This window comes from Polaromonas sp. P1_A2 (assembly GCF_056406895.1).
In genome coordinates, this window is sequence record NZ_JBFTZI010000002.1 from 965964 (window position 1) to 983207 (window position 17244).

General features: G+C 66.2%; 15 protein-coding genes. 6 read left to right on the forward strand and 9 right to left on the reverse strand.

What is annotated here, in order from left to right; translation table 11 throughout:
• The first annotated feature begins 91 nt into the window (after positions 1 to 91).
• The 4 genes from AC1D09_RS11585 to moeA all read left to right on the forward strand — a co-directional run bounded on the left by AC1D09_RS11585 (position 92) and on the right by moeA (position 4034).
• Positions 92 to 853 (forward strand): SDR family oxidoreductase, encoded by a 762-nt coding sequence (locus AC1D09_RS11585; protein ID WP_477663311.1) that lies wholly within the window; start codon positions 92 to 94, stop codon positions 851 to 853.
• 103 nt (positions 854 to 956) lie between these two features.
• Complete coding sequence (moaA, locus tag AC1D09_RS11590) at positions 957 to 2084, forward strand: GTP 3',8-cyclase MoaA (RefSeq protein ID WP_477663312.1); 1128 nt, start codon at positions 957 to 959, stop codon at positions 2082 to 2084.
• 1 nt (position 2085) lies between these two features.
• Positions 2086 to 2733: a molybdenum cofactor guanylyltransferase MobA gene (gene mobA / locus AC1D09_RS11595; protein WP_477663313.1), complete on the forward strand. Its 648-nt coding sequence runs from the start codon at positions 2086 to 2088 to the stop codon at positions 2731 to 2733.
• The gene (moeA, locus tag AC1D09_RS11600) at positions 2730 to 4034 is read left to right on the forward strand and encodes a molybdopterin molybdotransferase MoeA (RefSeq protein WP_477663314.1); all 1305 of its coding nucleotides are present in this window, start codon (positions 2730 to 2732) and stop codon (positions 4032 to 4034) included. Before mobA ends, moeA begins: the two co-directional genes overlap by 4 nt.
• 29 nt (positions 4035 to 4063) lie before the next feature.
• Here the strand turns inward: moeA and AC1D09_RS11605 are convergent, their stop codons facing one another.
• The 5 genes from AC1D09_RS11605 to AC1D09_RS11625 form a co-directional block, all read right to left on the reverse strand.
• Positions 4064 to 5302: a hypothetical protein gene (locus AC1D09_RS11605; RefSeq protein WP_477663315.1), complete on the reverse strand. Its 1239-nt coding sequence runs from the start codon at positions 5300 to 5302 to the stop codon at positions 4064 to 4066.
• A 57-nt stretch (positions 5303 to 5359) separates the two neighbouring features.
• Positions 5360 to 8533 (reverse strand): efflux RND transporter permease subunit, encoded by a 3174-nt coding sequence (locus tag AC1D09_RS11610; RefSeq protein WP_477663316.1) that lies wholly within the window; start codon positions 8531 to 8533, stop codon positions 5360 to 5362.
• Between the two features lie 28 nt (positions 8534 to 8561).
• Positions 8562 to 9944, reverse strand: a complete 1383-nt coding sequence (locus tag AC1D09_RS11615) for an efflux RND transporter periplasmic adaptor subunit (protein WP_477663317.1) — start codon at positions 9942 to 9944, stop codon at positions 8562 to 8564.
• A 264-nt stretch (positions 9945 to 10208) separates the two neighbouring features.
• Positions 10209 to 10691: a ribonuclease HI gene (rnhA, locus tag AC1D09_RS11620; protein WP_477663318.1), complete on the reverse strand. Its 483-nt coding sequence runs from the start codon at positions 10689 to 10691 to the stop codon at positions 10209 to 10211.
• A 77-nt stretch (positions 10692 to 10768) separates the two neighbouring features.
• On the reverse strand, positions 10769 to 11587 hold the full coding sequence (locus AC1D09_RS11625) for a class I SAM-dependent methyltransferase (protein WP_477701059.1): 819 nt from the start codon (positions 11585 to 11587) through the stop codon (positions 10769 to 10771).
• Between the two features lie 11 nt (positions 11588 to 11598).
• Here AC1D09_RS11625 and gloB point away from each other — a divergent pair, with 11 nt between their 5' ends.
• Positions 11599 to 12369, forward strand: coding sequence for a hydroxyacylglutathione hydrolase (gloB, locus tag AC1D09_RS11630; RefSeq protein ID WP_477663320.1), 771 nt, complete (start codon positions 11599 to 11601; stop codon positions 12367 to 12369).
• A complete protein-coding gene (locus tag AC1D09_RS11635) occupies positions 12366 to 13940 on the forward strand; it encodes a transglycosylase SLT domain-containing protein (protein ID WP_477663321.1) in 1575 nt (524 codons plus the stop codon). Before gloB ends, AC1D09_RS11635 begins: the two co-directional genes overlap by 4 nt.
• Positions 13941 to 13965: 25 nt before the next feature.
• Here AC1D09_RS11635 and AC1D09_RS11640 read toward each other — a convergent pair whose 3' ends face one another.
• The 4 genes from AC1D09_RS11640 to AC1D09_RS11655 all read right to left on the reverse strand — a co-directional run bounded on the left by AC1D09_RS11640 (position 13966) and on the right by AC1D09_RS11655 (position 17224).
• Positions 13966 to 14118 carry a DUF3096 domain-containing protein gene (locus tag AC1D09_RS11640; protein WP_007871478.1) on the reverse strand — a complete coding sequence of 51 codons (153 nt, stop codon included), beginning with the start codon at positions 14116 to 14118 and terminating at the stop codon, positions 13966 to 13968.
• A gap of 165 nt (positions 14119 to 14283) precedes the next feature.
• A complete protein-coding gene (locus tag AC1D09_RS11645; RefSeq protein ID WP_477663322.1) occupies positions 14284 to 15123 on the reverse strand; it encodes an ABC transporter permease in 840 nt (279 codons plus the stop codon).
• Positions 15124 to 15125: 2 nt separating this feature from the next.
• A complete protein-coding gene (locus tag AC1D09_RS11650) occupies positions 15126 to 15953 on the reverse strand; it encodes an ABC transporter ATP-binding protein (RefSeq protein WP_477663323.1) in 828 nt (275 codons plus the stop codon).
• A 221-nt stretch (positions 15954 to 16174) separates the two neighbouring features.
• Positions 16175 to 17224, reverse strand: a complete 1050-nt coding sequence (locus tag AC1D09_RS11655; protein ID WP_477663324.1) for an ABC transporter substrate-binding protein — start codon at positions 17222 to 17224, stop codon at positions 16175 to 16177.
• Between the last annotated feature and the right edge of the window lie 20 nt (positions 17225 to 17244).

Here is a 17244-nt window from a genome sequence, read left to right on the forward strand (position 1 = left end):
GCGCCGGCACCCATCCCGACGGTCCCCCCGGGGCAGGGATGTAATAAGCTCACGTATCAGTTCGATAACTCAAAATACCTGGAGACAACCCATGCGGGTCAAAGACAAGTCCATCATCGTCACCGGCTCCGGAGGCGGTATCGGTGAAGGCATCGCCCGGCGGCTGGCGGCCGAGGGCGCCAAGGTCATCGTCAACGACATCAATGTGGCGCTGGGCGAAAAAGTCGTGGCCGCCATCACCAAGGCCGGCGGCACGGCCTCTTTCTTCGCGGCCGACGTGACGAAGTCCGCCGAGGTCAAGGCCCTGGTCGACGCCGCCGTGCAGCGCTACGGCCGGCTCGACGTGATGGTCAGCAACGCCGGCTGGACGCACCGCAACCAGCCCGCGCTGGACGTCAGCGAGGACGATTTCGACAGGTGCTACGCCATCAACGTCAAAAGCATTTACCTGGCCACCATCCACGCCACGCCGGTGTTCCGCAGCCTGGGCGGCGGCAGCTTCATCAACATCGCCTCCACCGCCGGCGTGCGCCCGCGCCCGGGCCTGACCTGGTACAACGGCTCCAAGGGTGCCGTCATCACCACCTCCAAATCGCTGGCGGCCGAACTCGGTCCCGACAACATCCGCGTCAACTGCGTCAACCCGGTGTTCAACCCCGACACCGGCCTTTCGGCCGAATTCGCCGGCGGCCCGCTGGACGAGGAGCGCAAGGCCCGCTTTCGCGCCAGCATCCCGCTGGGGCGGTTTTCGACCGCGCTGGACGTGGCCAATGCCGTGCTTTACCTGGCCAGCGACGAGGCGGATTTCATCAGCGGTATCTGCCTGGAGGTCGACGGAGCCCGATGTGTCTAGCCCCAGCTGTACCCCGGGATGACGTGCATCTCTTGGGGATAAGGCCTCTTTTTAACGCCTTGGAAGGGCCAATGGAGTAAATTCTCCCTTTGGGCCCCTCACGATGACGACCGAAAAAATCATTCCGCTGGCAGATATCCGCTACGCGAGCCGCGTGCCGCATATCCCTGCCCGGGTCACGGCGCCCACCGGCCTTTTGAGCGACACACGGGGCCGGCCGCTGCGGGACTTGCGCATCAGCGTGACCGACCGCTGCAATTTCCGCTGCAGCTACTGCATGCCGCGCGAGGTCTTCGACAAGGACTACGCCTTCCTGCCGCAGACCTCGCTGCTGAGCTTCGAGGAAATCACCCGCCTGGCCAAAATCTTCGTGGCGCACGGGGTCGAGAAAATCCGGCTGACCGGCGGCGAGCCGCTGCTGCGCAAGCACCTGGAAGTGCTGGTCGAAATGCTGGCCAAATTGCAGACAGCCCAAGGCAAGCCGCTGGACATCACGCTGACCACCAACGCCTCGCTGCTGGCCAAAAAAGCCCAGTCGCTCAAGGACGCCGGCCTGCAGCGCGTCACCGTGAGCCTGGACGCGCTGGACGACGCCACCTTCCGCCGCATGAACGACGTGGACTTCCCGGTCGCCGACGTGCTCAAGGGCATAGAAGCCGCGCAAAAGGTGGGCCTGGCGCCGCTCAAGGTCAACATGGTGGTCAAGCGCGGCACCAATGACGCGGAAATCCTGCCCATGGCCCGGCATTTCCGCCACACCGGCGCGGTGCTGCGTTTTATCGAATACATGGACGTGGGCGCCACCAACGGCTGGCGTATGGACGAGGTGCTGCCCTCGGCCCAGGTGGTGGAGCGCCTGAACGCCGAATTCCCGCTCACCGCCGTCAACCCCAACTACAGCGGCGAGACCGCCGAGCGCTGGCGTTATGCCGACGGCGCGGGCGAGATCGGCGTGATCAGCAGCGTGACCCAGGCTTTTTGCAGCGACTGCAACCGGGCGCGCCTGTCCACCGAAGGCAAGCTCTTTCTCTGCCTGTTTGCCAGCCAGGGCCAGGACTTGCGCGCGCTGCTGCGCGGCGGTTATGCCGACGAGCAGATCGCGGCTGCCGTGGCCCATATCTGGCAAGGGCGCGACGACCGCTATTCAGAGCTGCGCGCCGCGCTGCCGGCGGACACCAGCATGCCCGGCAGCCATGCCAAGCGCGTCGAGATGAGCTACATCGGTGGCTAGCATGACAAGCAACAGCCACAACAGCTCGCTGCACGCCGAAGCCATCACCGGCCTGATCCTGGCCGGCGGGCGGGGTTCGCGCATGGGCGGCGTCGACAAGGGCCTGCAGAATTTCAACGGCGTGCCGCTGGCCCTGCACACGCTGATGCGGCTCTCGCCCCAGGTCGGCGAGGTCATGATCAACGCCAACCGCAACCTCGCCGCCTATGAGGCCTTCGGCGTGCCGGTCTGGCCCGACAGCACGGGCCTGGGCGAATTCGCCGGGCCGCTGGCGGGTTTCCTCACCGGCCTGGAGCGCTGCGAGACGCCCTACCTGCTCACCGTGCCCTGCGACACGCCGCTGTTCCCCGACGACCTGGTGGCGCGCATGGCTGAGGCCTATGTACGGGGCGGCGCCGACTTCGCCGTGGCCGCCGCGCCCGAGGAAGACGGCCAGCTCAGGCCGCAGCCGGTGTTTTGCCTGATGGGCACCCACATGCTCGAAAGCCTGGTGCGCTTCACCCATGGCGGCGGCCGCAAGATAGACGCCTGGACGGCGCAGCACAAAACCGTGTCCGTGCCTTTTGACCGGCCCGGCGACGACGCGCACGGTTTTTTCAACGCCAACACCCTGGCCGAGCTGCACCAGCTCGAATCGCGCCTGCCGTGAAGACGCTGGACCAGATCGCGGCCGAACTGCAGGGCTACGACCCGCAAGCCCTGTCGGCCGGCCAGGTGCTGGACTTTCTCTCACGGCTGGTGGCGCCGGTCCAGGACACCGTCAAGCTTCCGTTGTTCGAGGCCCTGGGCCGCGTGCTGGCCGAGGACGTGGTGTCGCCCTTTGACGTGCCGCCCCATGACAACTCGGCCATGGACGGTTTTGCCTTTGACGGCAGCCAGCTGGCCGCCGGCACGGCGCTGGACCTGAGGGTCGCCGACGGCACGGCGCTGGCCGGCAAGGCCTGGCAAGGCAGCGTGCAAACCGGCCAGTGCGTGAAGATCATGACAGGCGCCATCATGCCCGCCGGGCTGGACACCGTGGTGCCGCAGGAATTCGTCAAGCAGCATCCGGACGGCAGCATCAGCATCCCGCCCGGCCTGCTGCGCGCCGGCGACAACCGCCGCCTGCGCGGCGAGGACCTGGCGCAAGGGCTGCCGGCGCTGCGCAGGGGCGATACCCTCACGCCGGCCCGGCTGGGCCTGGCAGCCTCCCTGGGCCTGCCCACCCTGCCCGTCTGGCGGCCGCTGCGCGTGGCCTACTTTTCCACCGGCGATGAAATCCTCTCGCTCGGCGAGGCGCCGCGTGAAGGCGCGGTCTACGACAGCAACCGCTACACCGTCTTCGGCATGCTGAGCCGCCTGGGCTGCGAAGTCATCGACATGGGCGTGGTGCGCGACGACCCGGCCCTGCTCGAAGCGGCCTTCACCGAGGCCGCCGCGCGGGCCGATGCCATCATCACCTCGGGCGGTGTCAGCGTGGGCGAGGCCGACTTCACCAAGGCCATGATGAAAAAACTCGGCGACGTGGCCTTCTGGCGCATCGCCATGCGGCCGGGCCGGCCTATGGCCGTGGGGCGCATACCGCCCCCAGCGCAGGGCACCTCCTGCAACCCCAACGGCGCGATCTTGTTCGGACTGCCCGGCAACCCGGTTGCCGTGATGGTGACCTTTCTGGCCTTTGTGCGCCCCGCGCTGCTGCAGATGATGGGCGCCGGCGCCGCGCAACCGCCGCTGCTCAAGGCCCGCAGCCTGGAGCCCATGCGCAAAAAAGCCGGCCGCACCGAATACCAGCGCGGCTGGGTCTCCACCGCGGCCGACGGCTCGCTGCAGGTCAAGACCACAGGCAGCCAGGGCTCGGGTGTGCTGCGCTCCATGGCCGAGGCCAACGGCTTGATCGTGCTGCACCACGCGCAAGGCAATGTGGCGGTGGGCGATGAAGTCGATGTGCTGATGTTTGAGGGCGCCCTGTAAGTCCATCGGGCGCGCGGCACCGGCAGGGCCTAGTCGTTGCGGGGAGCTGGTAGCGGGGGCAAGTCTTCGTAACCGAAAAAATAGGGCACAACCCGGAAACTCATCAGCAAGCCGCCCTTTTCCGGCGAGGCATTCAGGCGCTCATAGTCCTGCGCGCCCAGGTGCTGTATTTTTTCGGCGTCGCGGTGCCGGCTGAAAACGTCGTGACGCCACTGATAGACCTCACCGAGTTTTTCCAGGTAGGTGTAGTGGTGGTCGTTGTCGTTGTAATAGTCGTCAAACCGGTTGCCTCCCAGGTAGATGGCGTTGGAACCCTCGTACCCCGTTTTCTGGCTGGTGCGCGAGTCCGTGTTCAGGAAATACACCCAATCGCCCGGAACAAAGTTGCCGGGGGCAACATCGCCCACCATGCGCAAGACCTTGCCCGGCCGCTCAAGCTCCAGGGGATCAAAATCAGCTTCAAAACTCCACATGCGGCCGGGCTCCAGGTCAACCAGGGGCTCCCCGTCGGCCAATAGCCGCTGTTCCACGACGCGTGCCTTGCCGGCATCCCTTTTGACGCGGCGAAAGTAATCCAGCGCGCCTTGCGCAAACACCACCTTGGTCGCGGCGTAGCAGCCGATGTCGTATTTCCCCTGCTCAAAAAACATGTCATTCAGGGCTTTGTGCAAAGGGGTACGTAGCCTGGGCGTTCCATTGGCCCAATAGCGGGCATTCCATTTGGCGGGGCCGCCCTCGGGCCAGCCCCATTCCAGCACCTCGGCCCAGGCCACGGTGTTCTGGCGAATGCCGACATGGTCGGCCAGGGCCTGCACATCGCAGGCCTTTCCCCTGAATTCCGTCAAGCGGCCCGGGTGCAGCAAGGCCAGCAGGATCTCTTTTTGGGAAACCGTCCTGAGCTTGCGCGTCTTGTTGTTTTTCACCGGCATCAGCAGCACCTCGTCCCTGATCGCCAGCTCAGTGCGTTGAGCCAGGAACAGGGTGCTCACGGCCGTGCCTGAACCCAGCAGGGAATAGGTCATGGCACCCCGGGGCTTATCGACGGTCTCCTTCACCAGGCGGGCCGGAATGCCGAGCCGCTGGAGGTAACGAGACATCTTGGGGCTGAGCTGCGCCAGCTGGGACGGTGAGCAGAGGAACTGCACACCATAGGTGCCGGCCTCCGGCGCCTCCTGGGCTTGCGCGAAAGCCGTATGGGCCGCTGCAAGCAGGAGCGCAACCAGGAAAGAAACAGCTGTACGGATCCGGCCCGTGCGGGTCGCGGTCAAAACGGCGTTCTCACCGCCATGCCGGGAACCCGGCCTGGAATACGCGGCGCCTTCCGGTCATTTCGCCACGTACTCCGGATGTTCATGGTGCGCATCCGGCTCTTCTTTCGCGACCGCCTTGTTCGCACCCGGAATGGCCTTGCGCGCAAACAGGGTGTACATGGTGGGCACCACAAACACGGTGAGCAAGGTGCCCAGGGACATGCCGCCGACGATGACCCAGCCGATCTGGATGCGGCTTTCGGCACCCGCGCCCTTGGCCAGGGCCAGCGGCAAGGCGCCCAGCACCATGGCGCCGGTGGTCATCATGATGGGGCGCAGGCGCTGTGCCGACGCCTTGACCAGCGCGTCTATCATCTCCAGCCCCTGGCCGCGCAGCTGGTTGGTGAACTCGACGATCAGGATGCCGTGCTTGGTGATCAGGCCCACCAGCGTGATCAGGCCGATCTGCGAATACACATTGAGCGAGCCACCCGACCACTTGAGCGCGAGCAAGGCCCCGATCATGGACAGCGGCACCGAAAGCATGATGACCAGCGGGTCGATAAAGCTTTCGAACTGCGCCGACAGCACCAGGAAAATAAACAGCAGCGCGAGCACAAAGACGATGGCCAGCGCGCCCTGGGAGCTCCTGAACTCGCGCGAGGTGCCGTTGAGGTCGGTGCTGTAGCCGGTCTTCAGCACCTTGGCGGCGGTCTGGTCCATGAACTTGAGCGCCTCGCCCAGCGAATAGTCGCTGGCCAGGCTGGCCGTGATGGAGACCGAGCGGCGCTGGCCGAAGTGGTTGAGTTCGCGCGGCGAGACGCTTTCGCGCATCTTCACCAGCGCCGACAGCGGAATCATCGCGTCGTTGCGGCCGCGGACATAAATACGGTCTATGTTCTCGGGCGTGATGCGGCCGCTGGCCTCGGTCTGCACGATCACATCGTACTGCTCGGCATCGCGCTTGTAGCGCGTCACGTTGCGCCCGCCCAGCAAGGTTTCGATGGCCTTGGCGATCACCTGCACGCTCACGCCCAGGTCGGCCGCCTTGTCGCGCTCGACCTCGATGCGCAGCTCGGGTTTGTTCAGCCGCAGGTCCACGTCGGGCGAGACGATGCCGGGGTTTTTGGCGATCTCCTCCAGCATCTGGCGCACCACGGTGTTCAGGTTCTGGTAGCTGTCGGAGGTCTGGATCACAAAATTGAGCGGCCGTTCGCGAAAGCCCTGGCCCAGCGAGGGCGGCGTGATCGGAAAGGCAGTGACGCCCGGCAGCGCATTAAATTTGGGCTGCAGCTCGCGCGCCATGTCCAGGGTGGAGCGCTCGCGCTTGTCCCAGTCGACCGTGCGGTAGACCACGCTGGCCTGGGCCACCGTGGGGTTGCCGACGTTGGCGAAAATCCGGTCGAACTCAGGGAAGGGCTCGCCCATCTTCTCGAGCGCCTTTGCATAACGGTTGGTGTAGTCCAGCGTCGCGCCGTCCGGCGCGTTGACGTTGGCCAGGATCACGCCGCGGTCCTCGATCGGCGACAGCTCCTGCTTCATGCCCGGGAACACCAGCGCGATGGCCAGGGCGCTCAGCAGCATCACGCCGATCACGATCCAGCGCGCCTGCAGCGCCATGCCCTTGAGCCGCTGGGCCAGCGAGGGCCGGCTGCCCTCTTCCACCACGGGCACATAGCGCTTGGTGACCACCCAGCGCAGAACCGCGCCGTAACGGTCGGAAATCGCGGTCAGGGCCCGCTCCATGTAGCGGTCAAAACGGTTGGGCTTGGGGTTGTGCTTGAGCAGCTGGGTGCACATCATGGGCGTGAGCGTCAGCGCGACAAAGCCCGACACCACCACCGCGCCGGCCAGCGCCAGCGCGAACTCCACAAAGAGGCGCCCGGTGCGGCCCGGCGTGAAAGCCAGCGGCGCGTACACGGCCACCAGCGTGGCCGTCATGGTGACCACCGCAAAACCGATCTCGCGCGCGCCCTTGATGCCGGCCGAGAACGGGTCCATGCCCTCCTCGATGTGGCGGAAGATGTTCTCCAGCATCACGATGGCGTCGTCCACCACCAGGCCGATGGCCAGCACCAGCGCCAGCAGGGTCAGCGTGTTGATGGTGAAGCCCGCCAGGGCCATCATGGCGAAGGTGCCTATCAGGCTCACCGGAATGGTGACGATGGGGATGATGGAGGCGCGCAGCGTGCGCAGGAAGACAAAAATCACCAGGGCCACCAGCACGATGGCCTCGGCGATGGTGTGGTACACATTGTTGACCGAGCGGTCGATGAACACCGAGTTGTCGTTGGCGACGTCGATCAGCATGTCGGCCGGCAGGTCGGCCTTGAGCTTGGGAAAGACTTCCCGCACGCCCTTGGACAGGTCCAGCGGGTTGGCCGTGGCCTGGCGGATGACGCCGACCGCCACGGCCGAGCGGCCGTTGAGCCGGACCGCCGTGCGCTCGTCGGCCGCGCCCTCCTCCACGCGCGCGACGTCGCGCACCTTGACCGAAAAGCCGTTGACGTTCTTGATGACGATCTCGCGGAACTGCGCAGGCCTGACCAGATCGGTCTGCGAGGTCACGCTGAATTCGCGCTGCTGCGACTCGATGCGGCCGGCCGGCAGCTCCAGGTTGCTGCGGCTGATGGCGTCCTCCACGTCCTGCGTGGTCAGCTTGTAGGAGGCGAGCTTGTCGGTGTCCAGCCAGATGCGCATGGCGTACTTGCGCTCGCCGAAGATGCGCACGTCGGCCACGCCGGTCACGGTCTGCAGGCGCGGCTTGACGATGCGGTTGACCAGGTCGTTGATCTGCAGCGGCGTGAGCGAGTCGCTGGAAAAAGCCACCTGGATGACCGGGAAGGCGTCGGCCTCGACCTTGGCGATCACCGGCTCTTCAATCGCCTGCGGCAGGCGGTTGCGCACGCGCGAGGTGCGGTCGCGCACCTCGGCGGCGGCCGAGTCGGCGTCTTTTTCAAGGCGAAAGCGCACGCTGATCTGCGCCTGGTCGGCCCGGCTGATGGAGGTGATCACGTCCACCGCGTCGATGCCGGCGATGGAGTCTTCCAGCGGCTTGGTGACCTGCGACTCGATCACCTCGGCCGACGCGCCGGCGTAGCGCACGCTGACGGTCACCACGGGCTCGTCGATCTTGGGGTACTCGCGCACGGACAGGCGGTTGAAACTGACCGCCCCTATCAGCACGATCAGCAGGGACAGCACGGTGGCAAAGACCGGGCGGCGTATGGAAACTTCAGCGAGTTGCATGGGGATCTATGGAAACCGGGACGGCCGCTCAGGTGGGGTCGCGCGCCGGCGGGCCCGCGGGAATGCGCTCGGCCGGGCTCAGGCTGCGCACCGGCACCAGGCCCCGTGGGGCTTCGGACACAACGACGCCGCAGGGGTTGGGGCCGGACAGCGGCGCCTGGGCCGCGGGCTCCGCCGCGGCGGCTTTCACCGGGGCGGGTGCTGCATTGGCAGCTGCGGGCGTGGCGGCTGCCGGGGCTGAAGCACCCGCGGCCGGGGCGGCGGCTTTTGCATTCCCCGCGCGGGCCGAAGCACCCGCGGCCAGGTCCACCACGGTGACCAGCGTGCCGTCGCGCTGCACGCGCTGCTGGCCGGCCGAGACCACGGTGTCGCCGGCCTCCAGGCCTTCAAGAATTTCGACCTTGCCCGGGCTGCGCAGGCCGACCTTGACCTCCACGCGTTTGGTCGTGCGGGTCTGCTCGTTCGGGCCTTCCAGCAGCTTGATGACGAACTGCCGTCCGCCCTGCGGAACAATGGCCTCCTCGGGCACCACGCGGGCGTTCTCGCGCACGCCGAACACGGTGTTGACACGGGCGAACATGCCGGGGCGCAGCTGCAGCTGGCGGTTGTCTATGCAGCCGCGCACGCCTATGGAGCGGCCGTTGGCGTCGATCAAGGGGTCTATGGCCTGGATCTGCGCGTTGTACTTGCGGCCGGGCAAGGCGTCGATGTCGAGCACGGCCGTCTGCCCGCGTTTGACCTTGTTCTGGAAGCGCTCGGGCAGGCGGAAGTCGACAAAAATCGCCTCGATGTCCTCGATGTTGACGATGTCCGCGCCGTCCTTGAGGTAGTCGCCCACGTTGACCAGGCGTATGCCGGCGATGCCGTCAAAGGGCGCGAGGATTTTCAGGCGCGCCGCCGTGGCCTTGGCCAGCGACAGCTTGGCTTCGGCCACCTGCAGGTTGGCCGCGCTTTCATCGAGGGAGCGCTGGCTGATGAAGTTTTGCGCCACCAGTTCCTGGTTGCGTTTCTGGTTGGCCCGGGCGATGGAGAGTTCAGCCTGGCTTTGCTGCACCTGGGCCAGCGGCAGCTGGTCGTCGAACTGCACCAGCACCTGGCCTTTGCGCACGCGCTGGCCGTCGGTGAAGTTGAGCTGGGTGATGCGCCCGCTGACCTCGGGCCGCAAGACCACGCCGCGGCGTGAACGCAGGCTGCCCACGGCCTGCGTGTCGTCCGACAGCCGGGCCAGTTCCACTTTGGCGGCTTCCACCGTGACCGGTTTCCCCGAATTGGCGCCGTTGCCGTTGCCGGAGGCTGAAGGTGTGGCGTTTGCGGCATCCGGTGCCTTGGGTTTCTGGAGCCACCAGGCGGCGCCCGATGCGACCGCGATGCCCGCGACGGCGACAGCTGTGTAGAGTGCTTTGGATGCCATGGGGAGGGAACTTGTAATACAAAGAGATACAAACTTCCAATGTAGCAGGACACCATGGCGCGCGCAGCCTTTTCTCGCCCTTGCCAGGGGCAAGCGCGGTAGCTTTACAACGGCTTTACCAAAGGCCGGCGGCCGCCGTGGGCCGGATGCTACGTACGCTTATGGTGCATGCCGGCACGCGGGCATTGGCGCCGGCCATCCCTGCTTGGGTCGCGTTTTTTCGCGCATGTTCCCGCCGCCGCCCGCAGCCCACCCGGGCGCTTGTTACAAGCGGCCCAGCGCGCGTTCCACGCCCTTGTTGGCCAGCGCGTCGGCGCGCTCGTTGCCGGGGTCGCCGGCATGGCCCTTGACCCAGCGCCAGTCGATCTTGTGGCCGCTGCCGCTCACCAGCGCGTCCAGGCGCTGCCACAGGTCCACGTTCTTGACGGGGGCCTTGGCCGCCGTGCGCCAGCCCCTGGCCTTCCAGCCGTGGATCCACTCGGTGATGCCCTTGCGCACGTACTCGCTGTCGAGGTACAGCGTCACGCTGCAGGGCCGCTTGAGCGCGGCCAGGGCCTCGATGACGGCCGTCATTTCCATGCGGTTGTTGGTGGTGCCCAGTTCGCCGCCGAACAGTTCTTTCTGGGTGCCGCCCTGGGACAGCAGCACACCCCAGCCGCCGGGGCCGGGATTACCCTTACATGCGCCGTCGGTGTAGATCACGACGGGCTGTGACGTGGCGGCTGGGCTGGTGGGTAAATCGGTCATGCGTTGCTTGCTGCTTATGAAAAAAATACCGGGCCCCTACAGCACCCGGCGGTTGAAAAGAAAGAAAAAGGACCCGCTCAAACCGGCGGCCGCAGCCGCACGGCCGGCTCCTTGTTGGCCACCGCGGCCGGCGCCGCGGCTGGGGCCTTGCGGGCCTTCCAGGCAGGCTCGAGCAGCCGCACACCGCGCACACGCTTGATCGCCGCGAGAAAGTACACGGCGCCGAAGATAGGCCACCAGCGCGCGCCCGCCGCGTCCATCCATTCGAAGCGGTCCAGCCAGGCCTGGCTGGTCAGCGCCGGGCGGTAGCAGCCGAAGCGCCCCGACTCTACCTCAAAGTCCAGCAGCCTCAGCCAGTCGCGCAGCCGCCAGTAGCCGATGAACTCGCCGGTCTTGGGCAGGAACAGGCTGTCGTAGCCCCAGCGCTGGTACAGGTGGCCGCGCCGCTGGCGCAGGCCCCAGAGGCTGGTGGGATTGAGCCCGCTGATCACCACGCGGCCCTCGGGCACCAGCACCCGGCTGACCTCGCGCAGGGTGGCATGCGGGTCGCGGCTGAGCTCCAGCGTGTGCGGCAGCACCACCAGGTCCAGGCTGCTTTCCGGAAACGGCAACGCGCCCGAGTCGGTCAGCAAGGCCGCGCGCCGGGAACTTGCCGCGGGGGCGCCGGTCGCACCATCAGCGTGCGCGGGCGAGGAAGGCACCGACTCCAGCGCCAGCCATTTGTGCGGCATGCGGTTGGCCTGCAGCGCATCGAGTTCCGGCAGGCCCAGTTGCAGGGCGTGGTAGCCGAAGACGTCGCTGACGGCCTGGTCGAAATGCGCGCGCTCCCAGTCCAGCAGGTAAGCGCCAGGCGGCGTCGCCAGCCAGTCCGTCAAACCTATAATTTCAGAGCTCATCGAACCACCGCATGTATTTGATCCCCATCCCCGCCTTCAATGACAACTACCTCTGGTTGTTGCATGACGGCAAGCGCGCCCTGGTCGTGGACCCGGGAGATGCCGGGCCGGTGCAGCGCGCCCTGGATGAGCACGCATTGCAACTGGAGTCGATTCTAGTCACGCACCACCATGCGGACCACACGGGCGGTGTGGACGCCCTGCGCGAAGCAACCGGCGCCCAGGTCTGGGGCCCGGCCACCGAGCGCATTCCACAGCCTTATACGCACCTCAAAGGCGGCGACACGGCGCAGGCCCTCGGGCTTGAATTCCAGGTGATAGACGTACCAGGCCACACGGCCGGCCACATCGCTTATTACGCACCGGACGTCAACGGCAAGCCCCTGCTGTTCTGCGGCGACACGCTGTTCTCGGGCGGCTGCGGGCGCTTGTTTGAAGGCACGCCCGCGCAGATGCTGGCCTCGCTCGACAAGCTCGCCGCCCTGCCCGGCACTACCGTGGTCTGCTGCACCCATGAATACACGCTGTCCAACCTGCGCTTTGCCATGGCCGTGGAGCCCGGCAACGCGGAACTGGCGGCCTACCAGGCCAAATGCATACGCCTGCGCGAGCAAGGCGTGCCCACCCTGCCGAGCTCGATCGCGCAGGAATTGCTGGTTAACCCCTTTTTGCGAACCCGGCAAGCCACTATCATGCAGGCTGCCCGGCACTTTGATGCGTCGGCCCATGACGACACCACCGTATTTGCCGCCATCCGGCAGTGGAAAAACCAATTCAAATGACGCCACACCCCCGCACCACTGCAGTCGCCACTGTTTCGAGCTTTTCCGGCCCTTCGAACTCTTTCTCTTCCCCACTATTTCGCCTTGTGTCGCTGGCCCTGCTGCTGGCGGCGGCGCTGCTCGCGGGCTGCGCCACGCAGGCGCCCGGCCTGCCCAGCGACCCGGTGCTGACCACCGGCGGCGCGCCGGCCGCCAAGCCGCTGCTGCCCAGCGGCCCGCTGCAGGCCATCACACCAGGCCAGGCCGGCTCGCGCCAGATCGCTTCGACCGAGCCGCCCAAGGAGCTCTGGGACCGCATTCGCCGCGGCTTTGCCATGCCCGACCTGCAAAACGAGCTCGTGACCGACCGCGAGCAGTGGTATGCCAGCCGGCCCGACTACATCCAGCGCATGACCGAGCGCTCCAGCAAATACCTGTTCCACATTGTTGAGGAACTCGAGCGCCGCCAGATGCCCACCGAATTGGCCCTGCTGCCTTTCATCGAAAGCGCCTTCAACCCGCAGGCCGTCTCCAGCGCCAAGGCCGCCGGCATGTGGCAGTTCATGCCGGCCACCGGCAAGTATTTCGACCTGAAGCAAAACGCCTTCCGCGACGACCGCCGCGACGTGCTGGCTTCCACCCGCGCCGCGCTCGACTACCTGCAAAAACTCTACGGCATGTTCGGCGACTGGCACCTGGCGCTGGCCGCCTACAACTGGGGCGAAGGCAGCGTGAGCCGCGCCATCGCCAAAAACCAGCGGGCCGGCCTGGGCACCAGCTACTCGGACCTCAACATGCCGGCCGAAACCCGGCTCTACGTGCCCAAGCTGCAGGCCGTCAAGAACATCGTCGCCAACCCGCAGGCCTTTCGCACCGAGCTGCCGCTGATCGAAAACCATCCCTACTTCCAGCAGGTGCTGATCACGCGCGACATCGACGTCGCCCTGGCCGCGCGCCTGGCCGACGTCAAGATCGAGGACTTCAAGGCGCTCAACCCCTCGGCGCACCGCCCCGTCATCATCGCCGCCGGCACGCCGCAAATCCTGCTGCCCTGGGACAACGCCACGGTGTTCCAGCGCAACTTCGAGGCCTACAGCCAGGGCCAGTACGCAAGCTGGACGGCCTGGACCGCGCCCAGCACCATGAGCCCGGGCGAGGCGGCGCGCCGCACCGGCATGAGCGAGACCGACCTGCGCGGCGTCAACAACATCCCGCCGCGCATGCTGATCAAGGCCGGCTCCACCCTGCTGGTGCCGCGCTCGGCCAAGGTCGAAACCGACGTCACCCCGCATGTGGCCGACACCGCCCAGGTGTCCTTCGCGCCCGAAGTCGTCACGCGCCGCACCACCGTGAAAGCCCGCAAGGGCGAATCGGTGGCGACCATCGCCAAGCGCTACGGCCTGAGCGCCGCCAATGTGGCCGAGTGGAACCACGTCAGCGCCTCCAGCGCCTTCAAGCTGGGCCACCCGGTGGTGGTCTTCCTGCCGGTCAAAAGCCATGCCGCCTCGGCCAGCCACGGCCGCGGCAAGGCCGGCGTCAAGGCCGTCAAGCGCGGCACGGCCAAGCCTGTCGTGAAATCGAAAAAGCGCTAAGGCGGCGCTTTCACGCCCCGAGCGGCTACAGCTTGAGCGTGCCCACGCCGAACAGGCCCACCAGGCCGATGACGATCAGGTAGATGGCCACGATGTAGTTGAGCAGGCGCGGGATGATCAGGATCAGGATGCCGGCGATCAGGGACATCAGCGGCCCTATGCTGAGCGAGAGGTTCATGGCGTTTTCCTTGGAGTTTTGGATGCCGGCCTGCCCGCCTGCCCTCACGCGGCGGCGAGGGCATGGAACGGGGCAAGCCCGGTTTTGACTCTAAGGAGGTGCGCCGCCGGGCGCTGTAGGACGGCAGGAAGTTTGCGGTACAGGGGAAAACGCCAAGGTTTTCCGTCAGAGCTTTTCCGTCTCGCCGCTGCGCGGCTGCCACTTCATGAGGCGTTTTTCGAGCCGGCCCACAATGCCGTCCAGCACCAGCGCGAAGGCCGTCAGCACCACGATGCCGGCGAACACGGTGTTGACGTCAAAGGTGCCCTCGGCCTGCAAAATCAGGTAGCCCACGCCGCGCGCCGAGCCCAGGTATTCACCGACCACCGCGCCCACAAAAGCCAGGCCCACCGAGGTGTGCAGGCTGGAGAACACCCAGCTGGTGGCGCTGGGCAGGTACACGGTGCGCAGCAGCTGGCGCTGGTTGGCGCCCAGCATGCGGGCATTGGCCAGCACCACCGGGCTGACCTCCTTCACGCCCTGGTAGACATTGAAGAACACGATAAAAAACACCAGCGTGACGGCCAGCGCCACCTTGCTCCAGATGCCCAGGCCCAGCCACAGCGAAAAGATGGGCGCGAGGATCACGCGCGGCATGGAGTTGGCGGCCTTGATGTAAGGGTCCAGGATGGCGCTGGCCGTGGGCGCCAGCGCCAGCCACAGGCCGCAGGCCAGGCCCAGCACCGTGCCGATGCCGAAGGCCAGCACCGTCTCCAGCAAGGTGGTGCCCAGGTGCAGGTAGATGTCGGCATTGCCAGACAGTCCTTCGGGAAACAGCGCGCTGGGGCCGACGCCGAAAGGCATGAACCAGCTCCAGACCCGGCCCGCCACCTTGATCGGTTCGCCCAGGAAAAACGCGGTCTTCTGGTTGCGCGAAGCGGCGTGCCAGACCAGCAGGATGACGACCAGCAGGCCGACCTGCCAGGCACGCAGGTTTTTTTCGGAAGGTTTGACATGCCGCCACATATTCAAGCGGCCTTCTTCAATTGCTGCGCATAACCCTTGAGCACCTCGTCGCGCAGCACATTCCAGATCTGCGTGTGCAGCTCGACAAAACGCGGGTGGTGGCGCACCTCGGCCACGTCGCGCGGGCGCGGCAGGTCGATGGCGAACTCACCTATGGGATGGGTGCCCGGGCCGGCCGACAGCACGACCACGCGGTCGCTCATGGCAATGGCTTCGTCGAGGTCGTGGGTGATAAAAAGCACTGCCTTCTTTTTGGCGGCCCAGAGCGCCAGCACTTCGTTTTCCATGAGCTGGCGCGTCTGGATGTCCAGCGCGCTAAAGGGTTCGTCCATCAGGATGATGTCCGGGTCCAGCGCCAGCACCTGGGCCAGCGCGGTGCGCTTGCGCATGCCGCCCGAGAGCTGGTGCGGATAGCGGTCGCCGAACTCGGCCAGGCCCACACGCTCCAGCCAGCCCTGGGCCTGGCGGCGCGCTTCGTCATCGGGAACGCCTCGGTACTGCAAGCCCATCATCACGTTGGCCAGCGCGCTGCGCCAGGGCATCAGGGCTTCGGTCTGGAACATATAACCGGCGCGGGTGTTGATGCCGGCCAGCGGCGCACCAAAAACTTTGACCTCGCCCGACGAGGCCTGCAGCAGGCCTGCGCCTATATTGAGCAGCGTGGACTTGCCGCAGCCCGTGGGCCCGACGACCGAGACGAACTCGCCCGCGTTGATGCGCAAGGTGGTGTTGCTGACAGCGGTGTAGCGCTGGGCCGCGTCGTCGCGTGAGCGGAAGGTGCAGCTGATGTCGATCAGCTCGAGGGCGCAGGCGGTATCGGGTTCGGGCATGGCGGGAGCTTACAACAAGCTGCCGGCACGGAGATAGGCCCCCACGCTTTTCACTTCGCCTTCGGCTTCGTGTAATGCGCTGCCCCCCAAGGGGGCGCTGCGCCTGCGGTCTGGCAAAGCCAGTCCCGCGGCCCCTGCTGGCAAAAGACGGGCCCCAAGCTTTTCGCTTCGTGTATTTTCGACATCAGCACGGGCGGGCTCGACCACCAGCAGGGGCGGTGCTAGGCCTTGAAGCGATCCTTCGCGCGGCGCGCAAACTCGTTGGTATAGGTCTTGGTGATGTCTATCTTGTCGGCCCTGATGCTGGGGTCGAAGCTGGCCAGCGCCTTGAGGGCCGTGCGCGCGCCGTCGTCGGGAATGATGCCGTCCAGCGAGATCGACTCGCGCACCTTGTTGAAGGACGCCAGGTAGAGCGCGCGGTCGCCCAGCAGATAACTTTCGGGCACGGTCTTGATGATGTCGCCCGGGCCGGCGGTCTGCAGCCACTTGAGGCCATGCACGATGGCATTGGCCATGGCCTGGCAGGTGTTGGGATGCTTTTGCACAAACTCCAGCGGCGCGTAGAGGCAGCCCGCCGGCATGGAACCGCCGAACACCTCCGTCGTGCCCTTGAGGGTGCGCGTGTCGCTGATGATCTTGACCTCGCCTTTTTGCTCCAGCATGGTCATCACCGGGTCGGTGTTGCTCATGGCGTCGATCTGGCCCGAGCGCAGCGCGGTCAGCGCGCCGGCCGCTGTGCCCACGCCGATATAACTCACGTCGCTGGGCTTGATGCCGGCGCGCGAAAGCACCAGGTTGGCCATCATATTGGTCGACGAGCCCGGCGCCGACACGCCGATTCTTTTGCCCTTGAGGTCGGCCAGCGACTTGTAGTTGGGCAGGTTCTTGGTCGAGATGCCGAAGGCGATCTGCGGCGCCCTGCCCTGCAGCACAAAGGCCTGGAACATCTGGTTCTTGGCCTGCAGGTTGATGGTGTGCTCAAACGCGCCCGAGCACACGTCGGCCGAGCCGCCGACCACAGCCTGCAGCGCGCGCGCGCCGCCCGCGAAATCGCTGATCTCGATGTCCAGGCCCTCGGCCTTGAAGTAGCCCAGCTGTTCGGAAATCGTGAGCGGCAGGTAATAAAACGCGGCCTTGCCGCCGACGGCAATCGCGATCTTGCTTTTTTCGAGTTTGGGCTGGGCCCGCAGCGACGGGATGGCCAGCGTCGCCACGGCCAGCGCGGCGCCGCCGGCAAAGCCGCGGCGGGAAATCAGGGGTGGGCGGTTCATGCAAAGCCTCTTTTCTTGTG